Genomic DNA, 22,012 nt, shown 5'->3' on the forward strand with positions numbered 1-22,012 from the left:
GTCAGCTCCTGATAAAGGTCGGGCGCCAGGCCAGCGCAAAACGTTCAAGCAAACGCACCAGGCCGTCGATACCCAACCCCAGTACGCTGTAAATGATCAGGCAGATGACGATGACGTCCGTGCGCATGAAGTCCCGCGCATCGTTAACCAGGTAACCAATGCCGGCGCTGGCGTTGATCTGCTCGACCACCACCAGCCCCAGCCAACTGATGCCGAAGGCGTAGCGCAAACCGACAAAGAATGCCGGCAAGGCACCGGGCAAGATCACGTGGACGATCAGTTCCCAGCGTTTGAGGCCGAGCAACGTTGCGGCTTCGACAAGCTTGGGGTCGAGGCCGCGGATACCGGAAAACAGCGTGAGATAAATCGGAAAGGTCGTGCCGAGGGCAATCAAGGCGATCTTCGGCGTTTCGCCTACGCCAAACCACAGAATGAACAGCGGCACGATGGCCAGGAACGGCAAGGTTCGGAGCATTTGCATCGGCGAGTCGATGGCGATCTCGCCGCGTCGCGACAACCCCGCCCCCAGCGCCAGGACGGTGCCGACGCTGACCCCGATCGCCAGGCCGCTGAGGGCGCGTTGCAGGGAAATCCACAAATGCCCGGCCAACTCGCCGCTGCCAAGCATCTGCCACAGCGTGGCGCCAATCGCACTGGGCGCGGCGATGATCCGTGGTGGCAATAGTCCCGTACGCGAGGCCAGTTCCCACAGCAACAACAGCAACAACGGGCTGAGCAAGCGCGCGAGCAGATCGCGCCCGGCGGGCCATTGGGCGATGGACTTGAGGCGATCCAGCGGTGTAACGGGGGTTTGCGGCGGCATTTCAACTTCCCTGAATAAGCGCGTCGAACCCCATGCTAACTACATAAAAATCGCTCGTGAAATTCGTTTTAGTTCTAACTTAATATACAAAAAATGCATTTATCAAAATCAACGATATGCAAGAAACTATCAATCCGGTCAGTGCTTGCCCACCCGAGCCGCGACCATTTCGCCAAATACGCTGACCGGTTCTTGCAGGTTGCCGAGGAAACGCGGATGGATCAGCCACAAATCAATCACCGGTTTGAAGTCCGAGACCGGGACAATTTCCAGTTTGTCGCGATGGCTGCTGTTTTCCAGCAACGGCAACGGCACCAGACCATAGCCCAGGCCATTGGCGATCAACCCCAATTGCAATTCGGTGCCGAACGTTTCCAGGTTGATTTGCAATGACAACCCCTGCGCGCTCAAGGCCCTTTGCAGGCCGGCGCGGAAACCACAGCCGTCAGGGTTGAGCACCCAGCCGCGCTGATAGCAATCGGCGAGTTTGCAATTGCGTTTGCGTACCTCGCCTTTGGCGGCGACCACCACCAGGCTCATGCTGGCCAGCGAACGCCCGAGCACTCCCTCCGGAAACACTTTACCGGCGGGAAACAGCGCCGCGACCACGTCCAGTTCGCCGTTCTCGACCCTGCCCAGCAAATGGCTGCCCCAGCCCGTGGCGACCGACGTCTGTAATTGCGGGTAGAGGGTTTTCAATTGGCTAAGGGCATCCAGCAACACCACATCGCCGATGGTCTGCGGGACGCCGATACGTAACGCTCCGCTGGGCGGGCCGTCGCTGGCCACCAACTCGCTGAGGGCATCAATGGTGCGCAGCACTTCCAGGCACTGCCCGTAAACCCGCAGGCCCATGCTGGTCGGTTTCAGCGGCTTGGTGTTGCGGTCGAGCAACTCGACGCCCAAGGCTTCCTCGAAGTTCTGCACCCGCCGAGTGATCGCCGGCTGGGTCAACTGCAAGGAATCAGCGGCCTGGCTGATGGTTTGGCAACGGATCACTGCCACGAACGCGTTCAGATCATCTATCTTCATTCTTTTTTCGCATAATAAATGACTGGAAAAATGTTCATAAAGAATAATACCTTTTAGCTCGCCCGTGTAGTTCGCGTTTATTTCAGTTTCCACGGAGGGAGCTCATGCCCCAGAACATTGTGTCCAACCCATCTGCGCCACCGAACCTGGCGCGCTTGCGCCAGTTTATCGACCAGTTGGCCGCGCTGCTCGACGTACAGCCCGGTGAAGCAGCGATCCTTGAGCAGGGCGGCCGCTTGCTGCAGCAGCTGGTCAGCGTCGATGACTGGCTGCCGGAGGCATTCGCCCGGCCTGACCCCGAACGTTATCAGCAGTTTTTGCTGCACGCTGATTCCCGGCAACGCTTTTCCATCGTCAGTTTTGTCTGGGGTCCGGGACAACGCACGCCCATCCATGATCATCGGGTTTGGGGGCTGATCGGCATGTTGCGTGGCGCGGAGTATTCGCAAGGATTTGCCCGGCAACCCGACGGCACATTGGCAGCGGCCGGAGCAGCGCTGCGCTTGCATCCGGGCCAGGTCGAAGCGGTGTCGCCAACAGTCGGCGACATTCACCAGGTGGCCAATGCCTACAGCGATCAGGTGTCGATCAGCGTGCACGTGTATGGCGCCAACATCGGCGCGGTGAAGCGCGCGGTGTATGGCCTGGACGGTACTGAAAAACCCTTCATCTCGGGCTATTCCAACAGCCTGTTGCCGAACCTCTGGGACTTGTCGAAGGAGCTCCCGCAATGACCGATTTCGCTATCCGCCGTTACGCCGATATCCGTAAAGCTCTGCTGGCACGCGAGGAACTGGCGTTGCTGGACGTGCGCGAAGAGGCGCCATTTGCCGAAGCTCATCCGCTGTTTGCGGCCAACATCTCGCTGTCCAAACTCGAACTGGAAGTGCTGGCACGGGTGCCACGCAAAGACACCCGGGTAACGGTGTATGACGATGGCGAGGGCTTGGCCGCCATCGCCGTTGAACGCTTGCAAGCGCTGGGCTACACCGACGTGGCGCTGCTTGAGGGAGGCCTGCAAGGCTGGCGCAATGCCGGTGGTGAGCTGTTCAAGGACGTCAATGTGCCAAGTAAATCCTTCGGTGAACTAGTGGATGCCGAACGCCACACCCCGTCCCTGGCAGCGGAAGAAGTGCAGGCGCTGCTCGATGCCAAGGCTGACGTGGTGGTGCTGGACGCCCGACGTTTTGACGAATACCAGACCATGAGTATTCCCGGTGGCATCAGCGTGCCTGGCGCCGAACTGGTGCTGCGCGTGCGCGATTTGGCTCCGGACCCGCAGACGCAGGTCATCGTCAATTGCGCCGGGCGCACCCGCAGCATCATCGGCACCCAGTCACTGGTCAACGCCGGGATTCCCAACCCAGTGTCCGCCCTGCGCAATGGCACCATCGGCTGGACCCTCGCCGGCCAGACCCTGGAACATGGCCAGGACCGGCGCTTCAAACCCGTCAGCGCCGACAATAAAAACCTCGCCATCGAAGCCGCCCGCGCCGTTGCCAAACGCGCCAACGTGAGCCGCATCGGTCTGGCCGAGTGGCGACGCTGGCAAGCCGATCCGGCCCGCACAACGTACTTGTTCGATGTGCGCACGCCGGAAGAATTTGCCGCCGGTCACTTGCCGGGCTCGCGCTCCACACCCGGTGGGCAACTGGTCCAGGAAACCGACCATTTCGCCAGCGTTCGCGGCGCACGCCTGGTACTGGTGGATGACGATAATGTGCGGGCCAACATGAGTGCGTCCTGGCTGGCCCAGATGGGTTGGCAAGTAGCCGTGCTGGATGACTTGAACCCGAGCGACTTCAGTGAACAAGGCCCATGGCAGCCCCCCCTGCCGACCGCCCCCGCAGCCGAAGAAATCAGCCCGCAGACGCTGGCGGACTGGCTGAAAGAGCCGGGCACGCAAGTGCTGGATTTCACCGCCAGTGCACTTTACGTACAACGACACATCCCCGGCGCGTGGTGGGTGTTGCGCAGTCAGTTGCAGTCAGCGTTGGCGAACATTCCGCCGGCCCAGCGCTATGTCTTGACGTGTGGCAGCAGCTTGCTCGCCCGTTGGGTTGTGCCGCAGTTGCAGGCACTGACCCAGCGCCCGGTGGTGGTGTTGCGCGGCGGTACGAGCGCCTGGATCGAAGCTCGACTCCCCGTGCAAGCAAGCCCGCAGCACCTGGCGTCGCCGCGTATCGACCGCTATCGCCGACCGTATGAAGGCACCGACAACCCGCGCGAAGCCATGCAGGGTTATCTGGATTGGGAATACGGGCTGGTGGCGCAATTGGGCCGTGACGGGACGCACGGTTTTTTCGTGATCTGACCGTAGGGACCGGTTAGACGCGCTCGACCCTGTTCCACCCGTTCGCCCACCACCGACAATTCCGACGACTGCATCCGGCGCTGGCTCAGGTACCGGGTGCAACTGACCTGCAGGAACGATGCAAACTTCACCACTTCGCCGCGATAGTCCATGACTCTTCATAGGGCCTGGCGATCAGGCCGGTTTCGGCCTGTCACGAGAGGCAGAAAACGGCCAGAAGCGGACGTAACGGCGCTTGTGTAGTATCTGCTTCTCTTTCGACCTGTATAGAGGTGCCCAATGTCTAGCCGACACTCTCCATCCCCTACAAGAGCTGTCCTAGACCTGCAAAACGCACGTTCGCTTTTGGGGAAGCGGCTGGGTGCGCTGCTGCACGACCAGTACTATTTCAACGACGAGAAGGATCTGGGAGACATAGGCTCTCTAGAGTGGCGTTTTGGCGAGCGAGAACTTCTATCCATGTATCTCTTGAGTGATGGCGAAAGAGTAGGCGCGGACTTGTTGCCTTCTGATACGCCGGCTTCCTTCGAGATAGAGCCGAACGTGACATGCTCCTGGAAAAAGGAAAACCTGCTTGCAGGTCTATCAGCAACACACCTCGAGAACACAAAAATTTGCGCAGTAGAGGGAATTCTTGACTCTTTCAACGGGCAAGAGCCTTTGCTCGCCGGATTCAGAGTTACCTTCGAGACCGGTGACTCATTGATCTACCTTAACCAGGGCGACGATGCCGTAGTATTGATAAATGCGCTACCGCCAGTAAGTGTAGGCCTCGAAACCCGCTTCGTTACCTCAATTTAATCACAGCTATGAGTCGGATGAAGCCCTTCACGACAGGCAGAAATCGGCCAAAAGCTGACGGTGGCTACAGCTGCCTTCTAGATCAGTTGGGGTCTTTGTTAGAGCGGGCTTACCCGCAAGGAGGATGCTTGAGCAACGCACATACTCTTCGAGCGATGTCATCTGCGCTATCGGGAATGACCACTGAAATGCCTAAATAGTGTTCAAGGTGCAGGGTAAGCGTGTGTTCATCCACCAACAGATCCCAATAGCGCTGGTCCGGGCCATCAAGCCTCTCTTTCCAGCAACCGCACAGCCCTTGCTCAATAACCCGGGCCACGTCCTCGAAAAGCTTCCAGTCGGCTTCTTCTGATACTTCAATCCTCACTATGCGTCACCTCACGACCAACAGTCCTCCGATTCTGGTGGCTCCTGCGAATGGCCGCAATGGGTCGACACCTAGTGGTGGAGGATTACCGCAATTGGCCGAAAGCCGCTGTACAAACACGCTGAATCCGACGACGGCAATTTGGGGCGTTATCCCTCTACACCAACCTGCACTTCGATTTCAGTAATTTCAACCAGGTTGGCCTGTTCTAGGACCTCTTCAGCATCGAGTCCGCTGATGGCATGATCAAGTTGTTCTCACCATCTGCGAAATGTAGCGGTAGCAGATGCATAGCGGGCTGCAAAGTCTGCAAGTGTGGATTGAACACATCGACCAAGTAGAAAAAATGAATTAGCGACTCGCCCGCTCGGTCAAGAATTATGAACGCAGAAAATCTGACGAGGTGACAGCAATGACTATCCAGGCAGAGACACTCGTACAACTGACCGAAGCGCTCCAAGAGCGAGGCATGAACCTGGTTTCAGATGTTCACTTCACTCGCGCGCCATACCGGCAAAACCACCGCTGGATTTGCATCGTAGAGTAACCATGCTCGTTGCCGGCGGCTCGGACTAAGACTCCACCGCCGGCCCCCCCTTCCCCGCTACGCCTTTTCCCTCCCGCCCCATCCGGATGCGGTTATCCAGACCGTCGTCGATTCGAGTCACGACGAGGTCCGTGCACGTTTGGAAAATTGTTCATCTGCGTCGTACCACACTTCGAGCACCGATGGATGAACATACGTTCATCGAAAACATCGCTGCATGCGTCTAGTCTGCGGGTTCCGACATAGTGACTACAGGAGTAACCCACCATGTTCTCGCACGAAAGCATCCCGCTGATTGCCATCTTCATCATCATGCTCACAGGCGTGCTTGTGGCCTTTCTGCATCCGGTGCATGCGTTCTTTAGCTGGCTTCGCAGACGCAGGGAAAGATCCTCCCCTCAGCGCGGGCAAAAACTCGATTCGCGCTGAATCATTCCTCACCAGCCCGGCAACGCCCGGACTTTCTTTATTTGCACAAACCGCGGAAATGAAAAAGCCCGGCGCGGAGCCGGGCTTTGATTATCGCCGGTGAGAATCAATGAACATGGGCAGAACAGTACCCGCGTTGGAGGCGCCGAATTATCGGTCGGTTTCAGGCAGGGTAATACCGGAGCGCAGTCCAATAACTATGGTGCAGGTGCCGCACGATGGGGTTAGAACGCTGGAGATCCCTCTCCCGCCTGGACGCCGTCAATGGCTCGCTAGAGGTAGCCTCATGACGAACTCGCTTCCCTGCCCTTCTCCCGCACTGGTACCAATCACCGTGCCGCCGTGGGCTTCGATCAACTCGCGCACTACGGTCAGACCAATACCCAGACCTGCCCCATTGAAACCGACCGCGTGAACATCCTGTACAAAGGGCTCAAAAATAAACGGCAGTGCTGTTGGTGTTATACCAATCCCGGTATCGCGAATGCGTATCTGCAGATGCTCGACTTCAATCGTCACTGTCAGGGAGACCGTGCCATCTGCAGGCGTGTACTTGGCTGCGTTGCCCAGTAGATTACCGAGGATTTGAGCGAGGCGCGCTGGATCGCCATTAACCATCAACGGACGTTCCGGCAGCTCCGAGGTGAAATGTAAGCGGTGAGCGATCATGACCGGGGCGCAGGTTTCTATTGCCTCATGAATGATTTGAGCCATATCGACATGCTGGCAATCAAGGCGAAACTTGCCGGTGCTTGCGCGAGCGATGTCAAGCAGGTCTTCGACCAGCCGGGACATCTGCTTCACCTGCCCCTCGATCAACATCTGCATGCGCGGCAATTCTTCACTCGGCACGCGCACCAGTCGGCCAGCAATTAGGCTGATGGGAGTCAGCGGGTTGCGCAGTTCGTGTGCTATCACGCTGAGGAAGTTGCGTTGCTGTTCTAGCGCATGTTCAGCGGCTGCCTGGAGATCCTGGGCACTAAGCGCGGCGATCACCAGCTGCTCGTTTGCCTCGCGCATCTCAAGGTACATTTGCTGCTCGGCCTGAGCGTTTTTCGGCGTTTGCGCATCCGATTGAGCAGAGAGAATGGCGAGCACCAGCTGCTGGTTGGCCTCGATCAGTTGATCGACCTGCTGGCTATCGACGAGTTGGCTACTGGCCTGGTTGAGCTCCCTGTGCACCGCTGCCAGTACCGCACGCGCGGCGACCGTTTTCTGGCCGAGAAGGAACAGTTCGCGAGCTGCGGTAACTATGGCTTGCTCATTCTTGCCATGACCCTCATTCATGATATTTCGCTCATCCTTCGAATGTGACAGTACGCTGTTGGGTCGGTCGTCCCCCTAACAGCCCTTCCCTGTCCGGCAACATTTCGCCGATCTGCAAGCCATCATCATCGATCTGGTACAACCTCAGCTCATCGGAATGAGCACTGGCCCGAACCTTGACCACGGCCATGATGCGCAACAGGCGGCTCTGCACTTCTATGTAGCGCTGAACGATGATGGCGTCGGTGAGAAACGCCGTGCCGTAAGGACTGAAACGCAGGTCGGTGTAACGGTCCTCCAGCTCGGAGGTCATCAACACGCTGACACCTGCACGGGTGAGCGCGTTCACCATGCGTGACAGCGACTCACGGAAGTCTTCGCGGAATGTCGGGGCCAGCGCCAGTTCGAAGCCTGACAGGGAGTCAATCACGACACGTGTAGCCTTCAGCCGATTGATCTCGCTCAACAGCAACTGGACGATTTCGTCGATGGACAAGTCCGGTGCGCGGCTGTCTACCAGACCGACTTTGCCATCCTGAATCAACCCGGCCAGGGTGGCGTTCTGAGAGTGATTGGGGCGTTGCTCAAATACCGCGATCACCCCGGTCTCGCCATTGCGCGCACCCTCCGCGAGAAAGGTCGCAGCGAGAATGCTTTTGCCCGAACCTGAGGGGCCGGCCACCAGTAGCGAATAACCGCGAGGCAAGCCGCCGCCGAGCATCTCGTCGAGCCGTGGCACGCCCATTTTCAAACGCTGAATCGGAAACGTCAGGGGCGCTTCAATCGGGCTCAGCGAAGCCGGCGCAAAGACCTTGATACCCGACGTAGCGATACGGAAGGTGTGCAGCCCCGGCAGCGTCGGCTGGCCGCGCATCTTCATGATTTCCATCTTGCGCACCATGGAATTGCGCTGAACGCTTTGACGCAGCCAGATCAGGCCATCGGCAACGGTGAAAATCGGATTGGTGTCGGTTTCGCTGAAGTACTCGCCAATCAGGAAGGTGGTTGCCTGCCAGGTGGTCATCAGCATGCCCAGTTGCTGAACGAACTGCGGCAGATTGTTGTTCGGGTTGTCCTGCGTCTGGCTCGCCAGCACCACCGAACGAAACGAGTCGACGAACACCAGCGCCGGAGAGTGCGCCTCGACCTCAGCGACGATTCGACGTAACACTTCGTCCAGATCCCCTGCCAGGGTGTCACTGGCCAGGTTGATGTAACGGATCGACTGATTGATGGCGGCGTCGTCGAAAAAGTCGAACTGCTGTTGGTAACGCAGCATCTTCAACGGCGGCTCGCCGAGCACGGTGAAGAACAAAGCCGGGCGCTCGGGGGTCGCCAGGGCGAACATCATTTGATGCGCCAGGGTAGTTTTGCCGCAGCCCGGCGGGCCGGCGATGAGGTTGAACGAGAACTCCGGCAATCCCCCGCCCAGCACCTCGTCCAGTCCCGGCACCCCGGTGGCCAGGCGGTTGATAGTCACTTTGCTGTTCATGGCGAGTTTTCCTGCGCAGATGTGTCGCTCAAAGAAGGTTTCCACACGTTGTGAAGCAAGCGTGCAGTGAGCGAAGGCCCGATCAGCGTAGTGAGCAGTTCATAAAAGGTGATCAACATCACTTCACCAAAGAACAAGACGTCTGCTTCGCTTTCTGTAACGAGTTCAGAGTTCAGAGCTTTCAGATCCGGCAAGACTTGCACACGCTCGGCAAGCCGGGCCACACGCGGGTGCCGAGAAGCGCATAGATGAAGGCTGCGCCGATACAGCGCGGCGACCCCTTGCTGACCAATGATGGGGGTAAGGGCTGCGTCCATGGCCTGCAAGGTCGAGACAATCGCTTGCGCGATCCTTGCAGAATCAGCATTAGGGCCAACCCGGTGCGCCAGAGCAGCGATGATCTGGCGGCTCTCTTCGTTTAGCGCGGACATGGCTAACTGATTTCTGATGGACAGACCTCGATAGTACACCCTGCAACGGATCGCAGAGACTCAATTGGCCAAAGAAGCTTCTTTACTTTCAATTCCAGGCATTTATCCGCCAAATCGAGGGTTCTTGGCAGCAAATTCACGCGAACGGACAGCGTTGCCGGCGCCGCCGCTTGAAACATCAGTAAACTGTCGATGGCTCCAACGTTGAAATGGCGTTAGCATCCTACGCATTCGGTTTAACAGCGTGTTTCAGATCAGGGTCGCATTGTGGAAAAGTTAAATCGCCTTCAGAGTGGAATCGAAGGCCTGGATGCTCTGCTCAAGGGGGGGCTGGTCTCTGGTGCCTCCTATATTATCCAGGGCCGTCCGGGGTCTGGCAAAACGATCCTCGCCAACCAACTTGGGTTCCATCATGCGCGCAATGGCGGCCGGGTTCTGGTAGCGACACTGCTTGCCGAATCCCACGACCGGCTTTTTCAGTTTCTGTCTACCTTGAGCTTTTTCGACTCTTCCAAAGTAGGCGCCGAGATCCAGTTCGTCAGCGCGTTCGATACCCTGGAAAACGAGGGCCTGGATGAAGTCGTCAAACTGCTGAGACGTGAGATCAGCCGGCAGAAAGCCACGGTCATGGTGGTGGACGGCTTGCTCAACGCGCGTTCCAAAGCCGACTCGCCGATCGACACCAAGAAGTTCATCTCTGAATTGCAAGGACACGCCGCATTTGCTGGATGCACCGTGTTGTTTCTGACCAGTTCCCGGCTGGATGACGGCAGCCCCGAGCACACCATGGTTGACGGTGTGATCGAAATGGGCGAGGAGCTTTATGGCACTCGCTCGGTGCGTCGTATTCAACTGCGTAAAACCCGTGGTAGCGCGGCCCTGACCGGACTTCACGAGTGTGAAATCACCGAGAACGGTCTGGTGGTTTATCCTCGCCTGGAAAGCCTCTACAGCCACCCTACTTCGCCCGATAGCGCCAACATGACGCGCATACCCAGCGGCATTCGTTCCCTCGATGCCATATTGGGTGGCGGCCTGCACAGTTCCAGCGTGACCCTGGTCATAGGCCCCTCAGGAATAGGCAAGACGACACTGGGTCTCAAATTCCTGAGTGAGTCGACGGTGGAAGCACCGGGCCTGCACTTTGGCTTTTATGAAAGCCCTGAGCGGTTGCGCCTGAAGGGTCAATCACTTGGCGTCGACATCAAAAGCATGGAAGAAAGCGGCGCGTTGAGCATCGCCTGGCAACCTACCACCGAAGGTCTCCTGGACGGCCTCGGCGCAAGACTGCTGAGCCTCGTTGAAGAAAAGGGCATCAAGCGTTTATTCATCGACAGCCTGAGCGGGATGACACGGGTTTCGACCAATCCGGCCCGAATTACTGACTTCTACAGTGCACTCATGAACGAACTGCGTTCCAGGGGCGTCACAGTGTTTGCTTCCTGGGAAATGCGTGATCTGTTCGGGTCCGAGGTCAGCGCGCCGAACTCAGATCTTTCCAGCATTGTCGACAATCTGATGCTGATGCGCTTTTACGAGAATCATTCTGAACTAAGCAGAACTATTTCCATTCTTAAAGTCAGAGATAGCTCTTATGACCCTTCGCGATTTGAAGTCGTCATCCGTGACCAGGACGTTGATCTGAAAAAGGCTTCAAGAAATGAACCGCCCGTTCCTATCCCAGCAGCGCTGCCCGGTTCATTTTCCTAGGTCTTTGCTTCAGGTTGAATTCCCATGACCACCATCCTGGTTGTCGACGACGAATATTTGATCGCTGATATTCTCGGCTTTGCGCTGGAGGATGAAGGCTTCATGGTCGTAAAAGCCAGCAATGGCAAAAAAGGACTCGAGGTACTCGAGCGAGAGCGGCCTGACCTGATCATTACCGACTTCATGATGCCGGTCATGGACGGTCTCGAATTCGCTCAGGCCGTGCGCGACTTACCCTCTGCCCGTTTGTTACCGATCATTCTGATCAGCGGCGCGCAAGCGCATCTTGGTATGGAGAGGTCGGACTTGTTCAATGCTGTCCTCGAAAAGCCATTCAATATCGACGCAATCCTGGCCACCGCCAAACGACTCCTGACTGAGCAATGACGGCGGATTCATTCCACCTCGAAGACTGATTGAACAGGTATGGTGACGATAAATGCCGTTCCATCTTCAACCGTGGATAAGACTTCAATACGCCCGTTATGCGCGCTGACGATCTGATCAACGATAAACAGGCCAAGCCCCAAACTTGCATACGGCCCGTTTTCGGTCGACGCTTCGGGAGAGTAACGTCCCATCGGACTGAAGATAAACGGCAGTACGTCTTCCAGGATAGGTTTCCCCATATTGTGGACGGAGAACTGAAAGGAATCTCCCGTGATGCCCAGCTTCACCTTGACGGGTGAATGGTCTGCGCCGTGTTGTATGGCGTTGCTGATCAGATTTGAGAAGACCTGCTCAAGCCGCGCACCATCAAAATTACCTTTGACACTCTCAACCATTTCTATCTGGATATCAGCCTCGGGGTAGACCGCTCGAGATTCATCGATGATTCGCTCAAACACCGGAGCGATGTCGAGTGCTACTCGATGGATCGGGATCCCGCCGCCAATTTGCGAGCGGGTGAAGTCCAACAGGTCTCCGACAATGTGCGAAGCACGTTTGACGCTTGTATATATCCGCGATGCAATCTTCGTCGCTCGCGTTCCCAATTCATCCGTGCGCAGCAGTACGTCCGCTCCCAACAGAATCGCACTCAACGGTGTACGCAAGTCGTGCCCCAAAACACCTAGAAAGACATCACGGGACGCTTGTACGGCGGCGGTATAGCTGCTGATCGACTCGGCAAGTGCCTGATCAATGGCTTCGTTGAAGCGAATCATGTCCTCTACTTCAAATTCCTCACCCGCCTTCACCTGCCTCATCCAGTGACTGGTCACACTGGTGCGAAGTGCGCGGAATTCAGAGGTCACCTGCTCGATGGTAAAACCCGCCATCAGTCGCGTTATGGCGTGGGTCTTGGCGGCAGAGTCATCATCGGCAGGCGCTAACCCCTGGGATTTTTCGATCTGTTCCTGGCGTGTCTGGTGGGTGAGAAGATCCGCGGCGATTGCCCGTAGCATCTGTTCCGCATGGTCACGCAACTCCTCGGACTCAAGCGCCTTGGAACCTGTAGAGATGGTGCGAGCGAAATTCTCCCATTCCTGAAGAATCGGTTCGATATTGCTGATTAAAAAGCTGGAAAGGCGCATGACTGTCCTTCTGATTGAGGCGCCCTGCTTCGCAACACGGCGCCATTCTGTACACAAGGCCTTCGCCAGATGCTCACCTTAGACCATTGCGGTTCGAATTACGCACCCAAACACTATCGACCGGCGGGTTTGGCCATGAACTGACACTCGAATGCCGTCTACGGCAAGGCGTGTTAAGCAGAGCTTGTGTCTAAAGCGCTCAGCTCCCCAAACGCTTTTGGACAAACAAGATCGGGCATCAGGGACCGGGACGCGCGAAGGCTAAGCAAAGCGTCGAGGTCTGCACAGGGCATCGGTTTGGCAAAGTAATACCCCTGAAAAACATCGCAGCGACTGCCCTTGAGGAAATCCACTTGAGACTTGGTTTCCACACCTTCGGCGACCACCGTCAGGCTGAGGTGATGGGCCATGGAAATAATGCCTTGGGTGATCGCGGCATCGTGATGGTCGGTAGCGATATCGCGGATGAAAGAACGGTCAATCTTGATCTTATCGATGGGTAAGCGCTTGAGGTAGCTGAGGCTGGAATAACCGGTGCCGAAATCATCGAGCGCAATGCGTACACCCAGAGCCTTGAGCTGGTGCAACGTGTCGATCGCCTGCTCAACGTTATGCAACAAGAGCGACTCGGTAATCTCCAGTTCCAACTGCCCGGGGCTAAGTTCGTACCTGTTCAGCACTGCCTGGATACACTCGACGAACTGCCCACGCTGGAAATGCATCGGCGAAATATTCACGGCCATCGAAATGTCTGTAATGCCCTGCTCGCCCAGCCGCCGCAACTGCGCGCAGGCCGTATCGAGTACCCAAAGGCTCAGCGGGATGATCTGACCACTGTCCTCTGCCACCGGCACAAACACCGCAGGCGAGATAAATCCTTTTTCCGGATGCTCCCAGCGCAGCAAGGCTTCGATCCCGACCACCCGCCCCGTGCGCGCGTCTATCTGCGGCTGATAATGCAGCTGGAAGGATTGAGTTTCGATAGCCTTTTGCAGGTCATTGCGCAGGCTCGCGTGCTCGCAAACCCGCTGATTGAGGTCGCTGGTGTACCACTGAAAGTTGTTGCGCCCTTGCTGCTTGGCTTTGTACATCGCCATGTCAGCCTGCTGGATCAGTTGCATCGGCTGCTCGATGTGACCATCGCTCAGGGTGATGCCGACACTTGCACTCACATGCAGGTCAATGCCCTGGATGCAGTAGGGTCTGGCAATGCTGGCCATCAGGCGCTCGGCTATTGGCACTACGTCCTCGTCACGCAGCAGGTCCGGCAGCAGCACGATGAATTCGTCACCGCCCATGCGCACGATGGTGTCACCGGGACGAACTTGCTGGGTCATGCGTTGCGCCACTTCGATCAGCACCTGATCGCCGAAGTAATGCCCGATCGAATCGTTGATGGATTTAAAGCCATCCAGATCAATGCACATCACCGCCAGACGACGATTACGCCGACGACTGATGTGGCAATCCAGCGCAAGCCGCTCTTCAAGCGAAACACGGTTAAGCAAACCCGTCAGCCGGTCATGGCTGGCATTGAAGCTCAATTGGCGCTCGAAATGTTTCTGCGCGCTGATGTCCCGGGCAATGCCGAATACTCCGACGATCTCTCCGTTGACCATGATGGGCAGGTTGGAGATATCCATGGTCAACAGTTGCTCACTTTCGTCGCGAAGCTGTGCCTCGAAGCGCTGAGGCGATCCGGCACGGGCAGCGCAAAAATGCTGACTGACCCGTTGCAGATCCTCATCGAGAACCAGGTGGGAAAAGTGATGACCGATGAAATTGACGGCCGTCTGCGGTTTCAGCTTCAGGCCCGCAGGATTGACGCTCTGGATGTTGCCGGCCAGATCGAGGGCGAACACCGGGTTGGGGTTATAGGTGAACAATGAACGAAAACGTTGTTCGCTCTCCTCCAAGCGCCGACCGTCACGCTCATGACGGATCGCAATGACGGCCAGTTGCGCGGCAAACACCAGTTGTTGAATCTGCGCCTCGTCCGGCGCATGGATGCTCTTTTGGTACAGGGCAAATGTCCCCAACACCGTTCCTTGATGGGAGAGCAAAGGCACTGACCAGCAGGAACGCAGGTTATGCCCCAGCGCCAGGCTGCGGAAACGTTCCCAGTTCGGGTCCCGGGCGATGTCTTCGGTGACCACAAGCTCGCGCCGGAACGCCGCGGTGCCGCAGGTGCCTTCCTGCGGACCAATGGCCATGCCATCTATCGCCGCGCTGTACTCGACTGGCAGGCCTGGTGCCGCGCCGTTGAGTAAGTGCTTGCCCTCTGCATCCGCCAGCAGGATAGAGCAGTAGGTTTCGGGAGTCTGTGTGTCGAGCATCTGGCAGATGGCGCAGAGTACATCGCCCAGATGCTGATCGGTCGCGATCATGCCGAGAATGTCACGTTGCGAGTCGGGAAGGGTCTTGCGGTGAACGCCAGGACGGGTATTCATGGTGATTCCTGAAGACTCTCGATTCGTCCGGTCTTCAGAGAGCCAGAAATAGTGGCGGCCGATCACTGTCCACTTGTGCGTCGGAGATGCACTCTATAGAGCGTTGGCCTGTTAAAAACAGACTCAGATCCCACATAAAAAGCAGGATCAGATTGCCGTCACGGGACTGACGTTGCTTCCTCGACTCTCGGCCCTTTCCAATCAGGATTGATTGCCACTTTTTCTCATGTCCATAACCCCGCCGCTGAGAAACAGCGGCGCTCGTCAGGCTGTCGCGCTCGACTCGACAAGATGAACTTCAGTGGCATTGCGACCCGCCAGCCAGGCCAGCACAGACGCGGCCACTAACACGGCGGCGCTGAGTTCGAAGGTGGCTTTGTAGCCGCTCAGATCAAAGGCCAGACCGCCAATGATTGCCCCTCCCGCGATCGCTAGTTGCACAATGGCAACAAGCAAGCCACCTCCGGCCTCCGCGTCATCCGGGAGCGTCTGCGCCAGCCACGTCCACCAGCCGACCGGCGCGGCCGTGGCGACCAGTCCCCAGAGGCCGAGCAACACGGCGGTCAGCAGCGGCGACTTACCGAAGCTCACTAGCGCCAGCGCGATCGCCGCCATGATCAGCGGGATGACGGTCAACGTGCGGTAGAGGCCGTGGCCCATAAACCGTTCAATCAGAAAGGTGCCAATAAACCCTGCCAGTCCCAACCCCAGCAGCATCAACGACAACGTTGAGACGCTGACGCCGGTCACGCCTTCAAGAAAGGGCCGCAGGTAGGTGAACAGCATGAACTGGCCCATGAAAAATACGCTGACCGCGACCATGCCCAAGGCCACTGGCAACTGCTTCATCAGGCGCAGAACGTTGGCGCTGCCTGACTGGCGCTCGGCCTTGAAGGACGGCAGGCTGATCAGCAGCCACACGGCGGCCAGCGCGGCGACCGGCACCACGCAGAAGAATGCGCCGCGCCAGCCGATCAGCGAACCCAGGAAGCTGCCCGCCGGCGCGGCGATCACCGTGGCCAGCGCGTTACCGCCATTGACGATGGCCAGCGCTCGCGCAACCTGTTCAGGCTGCACCAGACGCATTGCAGTCGCCGCCGACAGCGACCAGAAACCACCGATCGCTATCCCGATCAACGCACGTCCAAACATGAATGACGGGTAGCCCGGCGCGAGCGCGACGACCGTACCGGAGACGATCATCAGCAAGGTCAGGCCCAGCAGCAGCTTCTTGCGTTCGATGCGTGCGGCAACCGACGCAATCAGCAGGCTGGTGATCAAGGCAAAGGCACCGGACACGGAAATGCCCTGCCCGGCCTGGCCTTCGGTGATGTGCAAGTCTGCGGCGATGGGCGTCAGCAGGCTGACAGGCATGAACTCTGAAGCGACCAAGGCGAATGCGGCCAACGACATGGCCAGCACGGCGCTCCAGCCGCCTGTTGTTTTAGAAGGATCTGTAGATGGAAACGTCATGGCAACGACCTGTGGTGCGAAAAAACGGTTGGGTGTGATGCGCAGGGGCAAGCAGTTTGTCGCCCATCCGGGCACTGCCCCTGTAACAGATAGACACATTCTCCCGGTCAATCCGGCGCTTCCCTAGTGCATTCCTCTTGAATGCTTGCCTGATCCTCTGAGGATGCAGGGTGATGGATAGGAAACGTCTCGTGCGCGGATTAGAGTTCGGTCAACAGGAGTGACCCGACATGATCCCTACCTCTCTGCCCCAGGAATCGCCCTTGGCGTTGCACATCGATCCGCGAGTGAGCGTACCGGGTGACTTCGCCACGGCCATCCCCGGCTTGTCGTTGTTTCGTCGCGACCAGCCGGCGCCGCCCGTGGTGTGCATGATCGAACCCAGCCTGATTCTCGTGGGTCGCGGTGAAAAGCGCTTGTGGGTCGGTGGCGAGGGTTACAGCTATGATCCTTCGCGGTTTCTGGTGACCTCACTGGATCTGCCGGCCAACTCCGAAGTGCTGTTTGCAAGCCCCGCACAACCCTGTGTCGGCCTCGTACTGAAACTGGATGTCAGCATGCTCGCCGAGGTCATCACCAAGAGCGGCTTGCCGGCCAAGCGGCAGCCATCAACGGGCACGGGCGCCGCGATTGGCAGCCTGTCGTCTGCGCTGGAAGGCGCGCTCGAGCGCCTGCTGGCATTGCTCGATGAACCCGAGGCGATCCCGGTGCTGGCGCCGCTGATTCTGCGCGAAATCCACTATCGGCTGCTGCACACCGATCAAGGCACACGCCTGCGGCAGATCACGGCCGTCGATGGCCAAGGCTATCGCATCGCCAAGGCCATTGACTGGCTCAAGGTCAACTACACCCATGCACTGCGCATCGACGAACTGGCCGCGCGGGTGCAGATGAGCGCGCCGACCTTTCACCACCATTTCCGCCAGCTAACCGGCATGAGCCCGCTGCAGTACCAGAAATGGCTGCGGCTCAACGAAGCGCGGCGGCTGATGTTGGTCGATCGCCTGGACATCTCGCGGGCCGCGTTTGCTGTCGGCTATGAAAGTCCTTCGCAGTTCAGCCGCGAATATGGCCGGCTGTTCGGCACCGCGCCGAGCCGTGACATCGCCCTTTTGCGCGGGCAGCCGTTCGAGGCAGAAGCGCTCGGCACAGTCGCGAATTGAACGAAAACCGGTGGTGCGCCTCGCCGCGTGTCACCGCCAATAACAATGCACGTCAACCGATGATCAAGCGGGTGAACCATGGAACTACGAATCAACCAGAAGACCTATCAGGTCGATGCCGACGCCGATACGCCCTTGCTGTGGGTGATCCGCGATGATCTGGGCATGACCGGCACCAAGTACGGCTGCGGACTGGCGCAATGCGGCGCCTGTTCCGTACTGGTGGACGGCAATGTGGTGCGTTCGTGCGTCACGCCGGTGGCGGGTGTGGTTGGTCGCGAGGTCACCACCATTGAAGCCATCGAAGGCGATGAAGTGGGCAAACGGGTGGTCTCGACCTGGGTCGATCTGCAGGTCGCGCAGTGCGGCTACTGCCAGTCCGGGCAGGTGATGGCCGCCACCGCGCTGCTCAAACAAAATCCCAAACCGAGTGATGCGCAAATCGAAGCGGCGATGGTCAATCTGTGCCGCTGCGGGACTTACAACGCCATTCATGCCGCCGTGCATGAACTGGCCGACAAGGGAGACGCGTGATGAACGTTCGTATCGACCCTTCACTGCAAGCCCCACCACTGGATCTGCACGAACCGATCAATGTTTCGCGCAGACGTTTTCTGACCGGTACCGCCGTGGGTGCTCTGGTCCTCGGCTTCGGCCTGCCGCTGGGTGCGACACGCGTGCAAGCTGCCGTTGCGGCGGCGACGGCCGAGCGCGGCACGCAGGTCCCGGCGTTTCTCGAGATCCGCCCGGACAACCGCGTGCGTCTGCTCTGCCCGTTCATGGAAGGCGGACAAGGCACGTTCACGGCGATGGCGCAGATCGTCGGTGAAGAGCTGGATGCCGACCCGTCGACCTTTCTGGTTGAGGCCGCGCCGCCCGGAGAGGCTTACGTGGTGATGGACAACGGCATGCGCATCACCGGCGGCAGCATGTCGGTACGCATGAGCTACCCGGTCATGCGCCGTCTCGGCGCCCTCGCCCGCGCCATGTTATTGCAGGCGGGCGCGCAACAACTTGGCGTGCCAGTCGGCGAGTTGAGCACCGAGCCAGGCAAAGTCGTGCACGCCAAGACGGGCCGCTCGCTGGCTTACGGTGTACTGGCCGAGCGCGCGATGGATCTGCCGGTTCCTGACCCGGCCTCCGTGACGCTGCGTGATCCGAGCCAGTTCCGCTGGATCGGCAAACCGGTCAAGCGTGTCGATGCCTACGACAAGTCAACCGGCAAGGCGCTCTACAGTATCGACCTGAAGGTCGACGACATGCTGCACGCCGCCGTTCAACATGCCCCGCGCCTCGGAATGACCGTGGGTAGCCTGCGCAACGAAGACCAGATCAAGGCGATGAAAGGCGTGCATTCCGTGCATCGTCTGCCGGGTGCCGTGGCGGTGGTCGCCGAGCGCTGGTGGCACGCCAAACGTGCGGTCGAGGCGATCCAGGTCGACTGGCAAGAGCCCACGGCCGACAGCCAAGTGCGGCCGATGCCCGCCGACTTTTCCAGCGATGCCTGGTTCAAGCGCCTCGCTGAAGATAAAAGCCCCGCCAAAGATGATGAACATGAAGGCGACGTGGCTGCAATTCTCAAGGAGAGCAAGACCCGGATCGACGCCACTTACCACAACCAGTACCTGAACCACGGGCAGCTGGAGCCACCCTCAGCTCTGGCCCGATTCAATCCGGACGGCTCGCTGGAAGTCTGGTTGCCGAATCAGGCGCCGGATATGTTCCGTGCCGACATTGCCAAACGCACAGGGTTGGATCTGTCGCGCATCACCTTGCATTCCCCGCTGCTGGGGGGATTCTTCGGCCGGCATTTTCTCTATGACGCGGCCAGTCCCTATCCGCAGGCGATCGCGCTGTCCAAAGCGGTCGGCCGCCCGGTCAAACTGATCTGGAGCCGCGAAGAAGAGTTCCTGCGTGACGTGCTCCGCCCGGTTGCCGCAGTGAATTTCCGTGCCGCGCTGGACAACGACGGCTGGCCGCTGGCAATCGAAGCGATCAGCGCCACCGAAGGCCCGACCGAAGCCCTCGCCGGCAAGCAGGGAGAAAAACTCGACCCCACGGCACTTGAAGGGTTGTCAGGCAAGTCTTATGCGATCCCCAACAAGCGCATCGCGCAGATCTACGTCAAAGGCCCGGCGATGCTCGGTTACTGGCGTTCGGTAGGCAACTCGCTGAACGACTTCTTCTATGAATCGTTCCTTGACGAACTGGCCGACAAGGGTGGCAAGGACCCGTTCGACCTGCGCCTGCATCTGCTGCGTGACAACAAACGCCTGACCACGCTGCTGCAAGCAGTGGCTGAACTGTCCGGAGGCTGGAAGCGCGGCCCGTTTACCGCCGAGGATGGCAGCCGACGTGCGCGCGGCGTGGCGATGGCTTCGCCCTTTGGTACGGAGACGGCGGTGATCGCCGAGGTGTCCATCGAGAACGGCCAGGTCAAGGTGCACGACATCTGGCAGGCGATTGACCCCGGCAGCATCGTCAACCCGGCCATTGTCGAGGCTCAGGTCAATGGCGCCGTTGCGCTGGGGCTGTCGCAAACTCTGGTGGAAGAGGCCGTGTGGGTGGATGGCAAACCCCGGGCGCGTAACTACGACTTGTATCCGATCCTGCCGCCTGCGCGGATGGCTCGGGTACACGTGCGTGTGGTCGAGAGCGGGGAAAAAATGGGCGGCATCGGTGAACCGCCGTTGCCAGCGGTCGCGCCCGCCGTCGCCAACGCGGTGGCAAGGCTCACCGGCCAACGGGTGCGCAGCCTGCCCATGAGCCGACACACCTTCACTTGACCCGCGCCGGAGCGTCCATGAATAACAGCCGATTCGCAAGAACCGCTGGCTGGCTGGCAGTGCCGTGCCTCGTCGCGGCGGGCCTGCTGGCCTGGTATGTCACCCGCGAGCCCGTCTCGCGCCTTGAAAACCATCAGATCGCCGTGGCCGACATCGCCCCGGCGCTGGTCACCCGTGGCGAATACGTCGCCAGGCTCAGCGATTGCGTGGCCTGCCACAGCGTGCCGGGCGGTGCGCCGTTCGCCGGCGGCCTGGAAATGGCCACGCCGCTAGGCTCAATCCATGCGACCAATATCACCCCGGACACGGAGACCGGCATCGGCCACTACAGCCTGGCGGATTTCGACCGAGCGGTACGCCACGGCGTGGCTCCCGACAGTCGCCGGTTATACCCGGCGATGCCCTACCCGTCCTACGCCAAACTCAGTGACGACGACGTGCGAGCGCTGTATGCGTTCTTCATGAAAGGCGTGGCCCCGGTCAAGCAGGCGAACATCCCCAGTGCCATTGCCTTTCCGCTGAACCTGCGCTGGCCGATTGCACTGTGGAACGGTGTGTTTGTCGACGCCGCGCCTTACGTGGCCAAACCGTCGCAGGATGAACGCTGGAACCGTGGCGCTTACCTCGTTCAAGGCGCCGGGCACTGCGGCAGTTGCCACACGCCGCGCGGCTTGGCGTTCAACGAGAAGGCACTGGATGAATCCAGTCAGCCGTACCTCGCTGGCGCCTTGCTCGACGGCTGGTACGCACCGAGCCTGCGTGATGATCACAACACCGGGCTGGGCCGCTGGAGCGAGCCGGAGATCGTGCAGTTCCTCAAGACCGGTCGCAATAAACACGCGGTGGTTTACGGCTCGATGACCGAAGCGTTCAACAACTCCACGCAGTTCATGAGCGATGATGATTTGACCGCGATTGCCCACTACCTGAAGTCGCTGCCAGGGGATCGCGAACGGGATGGCGCGCCGTGGCAGTACCAAGCGGTTTCGGCAGCCGAACGTCTGGACTCGCCCGGCGCCCACACCTACGTCACGCGCTGTGCTTCATGCCATGGCCTGGACGGCAAGGGTCAATCTGAATGGATGCCGCCGCTGGCGGGCGCCACCTCCGCACTGGCCAAGGAAAGCGCCTCGGCGATCAACATCACCCTCAATGGTTCGCAACGTGTCGTGGCTGCCGGTGTACCGGATGCCTATCGCATGCCGGCCTTCCGTGAGCAGCTGTCGGATCAGCAGATCGCCGAAGTGCTGACGTTCATGCGCAGCACCTGGGGCAATCAGGGCGATGCCGTTGATGCACAGGCGGTTGGCAAGCTGCGTGAACATACCGATCCGGCCAGCAGCAGCCCGATCATTCTGCAGATGCGCTAGAGGAGAAGCTGATGGAAAGCATC

At 59.0% G+C, this 22,012-nt stretch carries 19 protein-coding genes and 1 pseudogene; 10 read left to right on the forward strand and 10 right to left on the reverse strand.

The features are described from left to right. Nucleotide 1: 1 nt before the first annotated feature. Together P3G59_RS16075 and P3G59_RS16080 are read right to left on the reverse strand one after the other, a co-directional pair. A complete protein-coding gene (locus P3G59_RS16075; RefSeq protein WP_277758029.1) occupies nt 2-823 on the reverse strand; it encodes an ABC transporter permease in 822 nt (273 codons plus the stop codon). Between the two features lie 138 nt (nt 824-961). After that, entirely contained in the window at nt 962-1,855 is an 894-nt protein-coding gene (locus tag P3G59_RS16080) for a LysR family transcriptional regulator (RefSeq protein ID WP_277758030.1), read from the reverse strand. Nucleotides 1,856-1,959: 104 nt separating this feature from the next. Between P3G59_RS16080 and P3G59_RS16085 the strand changes: the two genes are divergently transcribed. Together P3G59_RS16085 and P3G59_RS16090 are read left to right on the forward strand one after the other, a co-directional pair. After that, a complete protein-coding gene (locus P3G59_RS16085) occupies nt 1,960-2,589 on the forward strand; it encodes a cysteine dioxygenase (RefSeq protein WP_277758031.1) in 630 nt (209 codons plus the stop codon). Continuing rightward, the gene (locus tag P3G59_RS16090; RefSeq protein WP_277758032.1) at nt 2,586-4,169 is read left to right on the forward strand and encodes a rhodanese-related sulfurtransferase; all 1,584 of its coding nucleotides are present in this window, start codon (nt 2,586-2,588) and stop codon (nt 4,167-4,169) included. The genes P3G59_RS16085 and P3G59_RS16090 overlap by 4 nt, the downstream gene beginning before the upstream one ends. Nucleotides 4,170-4,201: 32 nt before the next feature. Here P3G59_RS16090 and P3G59_RS16095 read toward each other — a convergent pair. Beyond that, nucleotides 4,202-4,324 (reverse strand): annotated as a pseudogene (locus tag P3G59_RS16095) (aryl-sulfate sulfotransferase); the annotation flags it as partial. Nucleotides 4,325-4,448: 124 nt separating this feature from the next. Here P3G59_RS16095 and P3G59_RS16100 point away from each other — a divergent pair. Then, nucleotides 4,449-4,970: a hypothetical protein gene (locus P3G59_RS16100; protein WP_277758033.1), complete on the forward strand. Its 522-nt coding sequence runs from the start codon at nt 4,449-4,451 to the stop codon at nt 4,968-4,970. Nucleotides 4,971-5,079: 109 nt separating this feature from the next. Here the strand turns inward: P3G59_RS16100 and P3G59_RS16105 are convergent, their stop codons facing one another. Then, complete coding sequence (locus P3G59_RS16105) at nt 5,080-5,337, reverse strand: hypothetical protein (RefSeq protein WP_277758034.1); 258 nt, start codon at nt 5,335-5,337, stop codon at nt 5,080-5,082. Nucleotides 5,338-6,151: 814 nt separating this feature from the next. On the opposite strand from P3G59_RS16105, the gene P3G59_RS16110 reads away from it, so the two are divergent. Next, nucleotides 6,152-6,313 carry a hypothetical protein gene (locus tag P3G59_RS16110; RefSeq protein WP_277758035.1) on the forward strand — a complete coding sequence of 54 codons (162 nt, stop codon included), beginning with the start codon at nt 6,152-6,154 and terminating at the stop codon, nt 6,311-6,313. A gap of 261 nt (nt 6,314-6,574) precedes the next feature. Here P3G59_RS16110 and P3G59_RS16115 read toward each other — a convergent pair whose 3' ends face one another. The 3 genes from P3G59_RS16115 to P3G59_RS16125 are packed head-to-tail and all read right to left on the reverse strand — an operon-like array spanning nt 6,575 to nt 9,502. Continuing rightward, the gene (locus P3G59_RS16115; protein ID WP_277758036.1) at nt 6,575-7,600 is read right to left on the reverse strand and encodes a HAMP domain-containing sensor histidine kinase; all 1,026 of its coding nucleotides are present in this window, start codon (nt 7,598-7,600) and stop codon (nt 6,575-6,577) included. A 10-nt stretch (nt 7,601-7,610) separates the two neighbouring features. Further along, nucleotides 7,611-9,071, reverse strand: coding sequence for an ATPase domain-containing protein (locus tag P3G59_RS16120; RefSeq protein ID WP_277758037.1), 1,461 nt, complete (start codon nt 9,069-9,071; stop codon nt 7,611-7,613). After that, nucleotides 9,068-9,502, reverse strand: coding sequence for a hypothetical protein (locus P3G59_RS16125; RefSeq protein WP_277758038.1), 435 nt, complete (start codon nt 9,500-9,502; stop codon nt 9,068-9,070). Before P3G59_RS16125 ends, P3G59_RS16120 begins: the two co-directional genes overlap by 4 nt. 264 nt (nt 9,503-9,766) lie before the next feature. On the opposite strand from P3G59_RS16125, the gene P3G59_RS16130 reads away from it, so the two are divergent. Together P3G59_RS16130 and P3G59_RS16135 are read left to right on the forward strand one after the other, a co-directional pair. Beyond that, nucleotides 9,767-11,212, forward strand: a complete 1,446-nt coding sequence (locus P3G59_RS16130; protein ID WP_277762169.1) for an ATPase domain-containing protein — start codon at nt 9,767-9,769, stop codon at nt 11,210-11,212. A 24-nt stretch (nt 11,213-11,236) separates the two neighbouring features. Continuing rightward, a complete protein-coding gene (locus P3G59_RS16135) occupies nt 11,237-11,599 on the forward strand; it encodes a response regulator (RefSeq protein ID WP_277758039.1) in 363 nt (120 codons plus the stop codon). Between the two features lie 8 nt (nt 11,600-11,607). On the opposite strand, the gene P3G59_RS16140 is transcribed toward P3G59_RS16135, so the two are convergent. The 3 genes from P3G59_RS16140 to P3G59_RS16150 all read right to left on the reverse strand — a co-directional run bounded on the left by P3G59_RS16140 (nt 11,608) and on the right by P3G59_RS16150 (nt 16,670). Beyond that, entirely contained in the window at nt 11,608-12,747 is a 1,140-nt protein-coding gene (locus tag P3G59_RS16140; RefSeq protein WP_277758040.1) for a sensor histidine kinase, read from the reverse strand. Nucleotides 12,748-12,920: 173 nt separating this feature from the next. Beyond that, nucleotides 12,921-15,197, reverse strand: coding sequence for an EAL domain-containing protein (locus P3G59_RS16145; RefSeq protein ID WP_277758041.1), 2,277 nt, complete (start codon nt 15,195-15,197; stop codon nt 12,921-12,923). A gap of 264 nt (nt 15,198-15,461) precedes the next feature. Continuing rightward, complete coding sequence (locus tag P3G59_RS16150) at nt 15,462-16,670, reverse strand: MFS transporter (protein WP_277758042.1); 1,209 nt, start codon at nt 16,668-16,670, stop codon at nt 15,462-15,464. Nucleotides 16,671-16,900: 230 nt separating this feature from the next. On the opposite strand from P3G59_RS16150, the gene P3G59_RS16155 reads away from it, so the two are divergent. The 4 genes from P3G59_RS16155 (at nt 16,901) to P3G59_RS16170 (ending at nt 21,989) form a co-directional block, all read left to right on the forward strand. Continuing rightward, nucleotides 16,901-17,833 (forward strand): AraC family transcriptional regulator, encoded by a 933-nt coding sequence (locus P3G59_RS16155; protein WP_277758043.1) that lies wholly within the window; start codon nt 16,901-16,903, stop codon nt 17,831-17,833. Nucleotides 17,834-17,911: 78 nt separating this feature from the next. Beyond that, entirely contained in the window at nt 17,912-18,367 is a 456-nt protein-coding gene (locus tag P3G59_RS16160) for a (2Fe-2S)-binding protein (protein WP_277758044.1), read from the forward strand. Next, nucleotides 18,367-20,619, forward strand: coding sequence for a molybdopterin cofactor-binding domain-containing protein (locus tag P3G59_RS16165; RefSeq protein ID WP_277758045.1), 2,253 nt, complete (start codon nt 18,367-18,369; stop codon nt 20,617-20,619). Before P3G59_RS16160 ends, P3G59_RS16165 begins: the two co-directional genes overlap by 1 nt. A 17-nt stretch (nt 20,620-20,636) precedes the next feature. Beyond that, nucleotides 20,637-21,989, forward strand: coding sequence for a cytochrome c (locus P3G59_RS16170; RefSeq protein ID WP_277758046.1), 1,353 nt, complete (start codon nt 20,637-20,639; stop codon nt 21,987-21,989). The last annotated feature ends 23 nt before the right edge of the window (nt 21,990-22,012 follow it).

This window comes from Pseudomonas sp. A34-9 (genome assembly GCF_029543085.1).
In the GTDB taxonomy this organism is placed as follows: domain Bacteria; phylum Pseudomonadota; class Gammaproteobacteria; order Pseudomonadales; family Pseudomonadaceae; genus Aquipseudomonas.

What these genes read in the sequence shown, in the direction of transcription:
- P3G59_RS16075 (WP_277758029.1), bottom strand. Translation starts at nt 823, where the DNA reads ATGCCGCCGCAAACCCCCGTTACACCGCTGGATCGCCTCAAGTCCATC.
- P3G59_RS16080 (WP_277758030.1), bottom strand. Translation starts at nt 1,855, where the DNA reads ATGAAGATAGATGATCTGAACGCGTTCGTGGCAGTGATCCGTTGCCAA.
- P3G59_RS16085 (WP_277758031.1), top strand. Translation starts at nt 1,960, where the DNA reads ATGCCCCAGAACATTGTGTCCAACCCATCTGCGCCACCGAACCTGGCG.
- P3G59_RS16090 (WP_277758032.1), top strand. Translation starts at nt 2,586, where the DNA reads ATGACCGATTTCGCTATCCGCCGTTACGCCGATATCCGTAAAGCTCTG.
- P3G59_RS16100 (WP_277758033.1), top strand. Translation starts at nt 4,449, where the DNA reads ATGTCTAGCCGACACTCTCCATCCCCTACAAGAGCTGTCCTAGACCTG.
- P3G59_RS16110 (WP_277758035.1), top strand. Translation starts at nt 6,152, where the DNA reads ATGTTCTCGCACGAAAGCATCCCGCTGATTGCCATCTTCATCATCATG.
- P3G59_RS16115 (WP_277758036.1), bottom strand. Translation starts at nt 7,600, where the DNA reads ATGAATGAGGGTCATGGCAAGAATGAGCAAGCCATAGTTACCGCAGCT.
- P3G59_RS16120 (WP_277758037.1), bottom strand. Translation starts at nt 9,071, where the DNA reads ATGAACAGCAAAGTGACTATCAACCGCCTGGCCACCGGGGTGCCGGGA.
- P3G59_RS16125 (WP_277758038.1), bottom strand. Translation starts at nt 9,502, where the DNA reads ATGTCCGCGCTAAACGAAGAGAGCCGCCAGATCATCGCTGCTCTGGCG.
- P3G59_RS16135 (WP_277758039.1), top strand. Translation starts at nt 11,237, where the DNA reads ATGACCACCATCCTGGTTGTCGACGACGAATATTTGATCGCTGATATT.
- P3G59_RS16140 (WP_277758040.1), bottom strand. Translation starts at nt 12,747, where the DNA reads ATGCGCCTTTCCAGCTTTTTAATCAGCAATATCGAACCGATTCTTCAG.
- P3G59_RS16145 (WP_277758041.1), bottom strand. Translation starts at nt 15,197, where the DNA reads ATGAATACCCGTCCTGGCGTTCACCGCAAGACCCTTCCCGACTCGCAA.
- P3G59_RS16150 (WP_277758042.1), bottom strand. Translation starts at nt 16,670, where the DNA reads ATGACGTTTCCATCTACAGATCCTTCTAAAACAACAGGCGGCTGGAGC.
- P3G59_RS16155 (WP_277758043.1), top strand. Translation starts at nt 16,901, where the DNA reads ATGATCCCTACCTCTCTGCCCCAGGAATCGCCCTTGGCGTTGCACATC.
- P3G59_RS16160 (WP_277758044.1), top strand. Translation starts at nt 17,912, where the DNA reads ATGGAACTACGAATCAACCAGAAGACCTATCAGGTCGATGCCGACGCC.
- P3G59_RS16165 (WP_277758045.1), top strand. Translation starts at nt 18,367, where the DNA reads ATGAACGTTCGTATCGACCCTTCACTGCAAGCCCCACCACTGGATCTG.
- P3G59_RS16170 (WP_277758046.1), top strand. Translation starts at nt 20,637, where the DNA reads ATGAATAACAGCCGATTCGCAAGAACCGCTGGCTGGCTGGCAGTGCCG.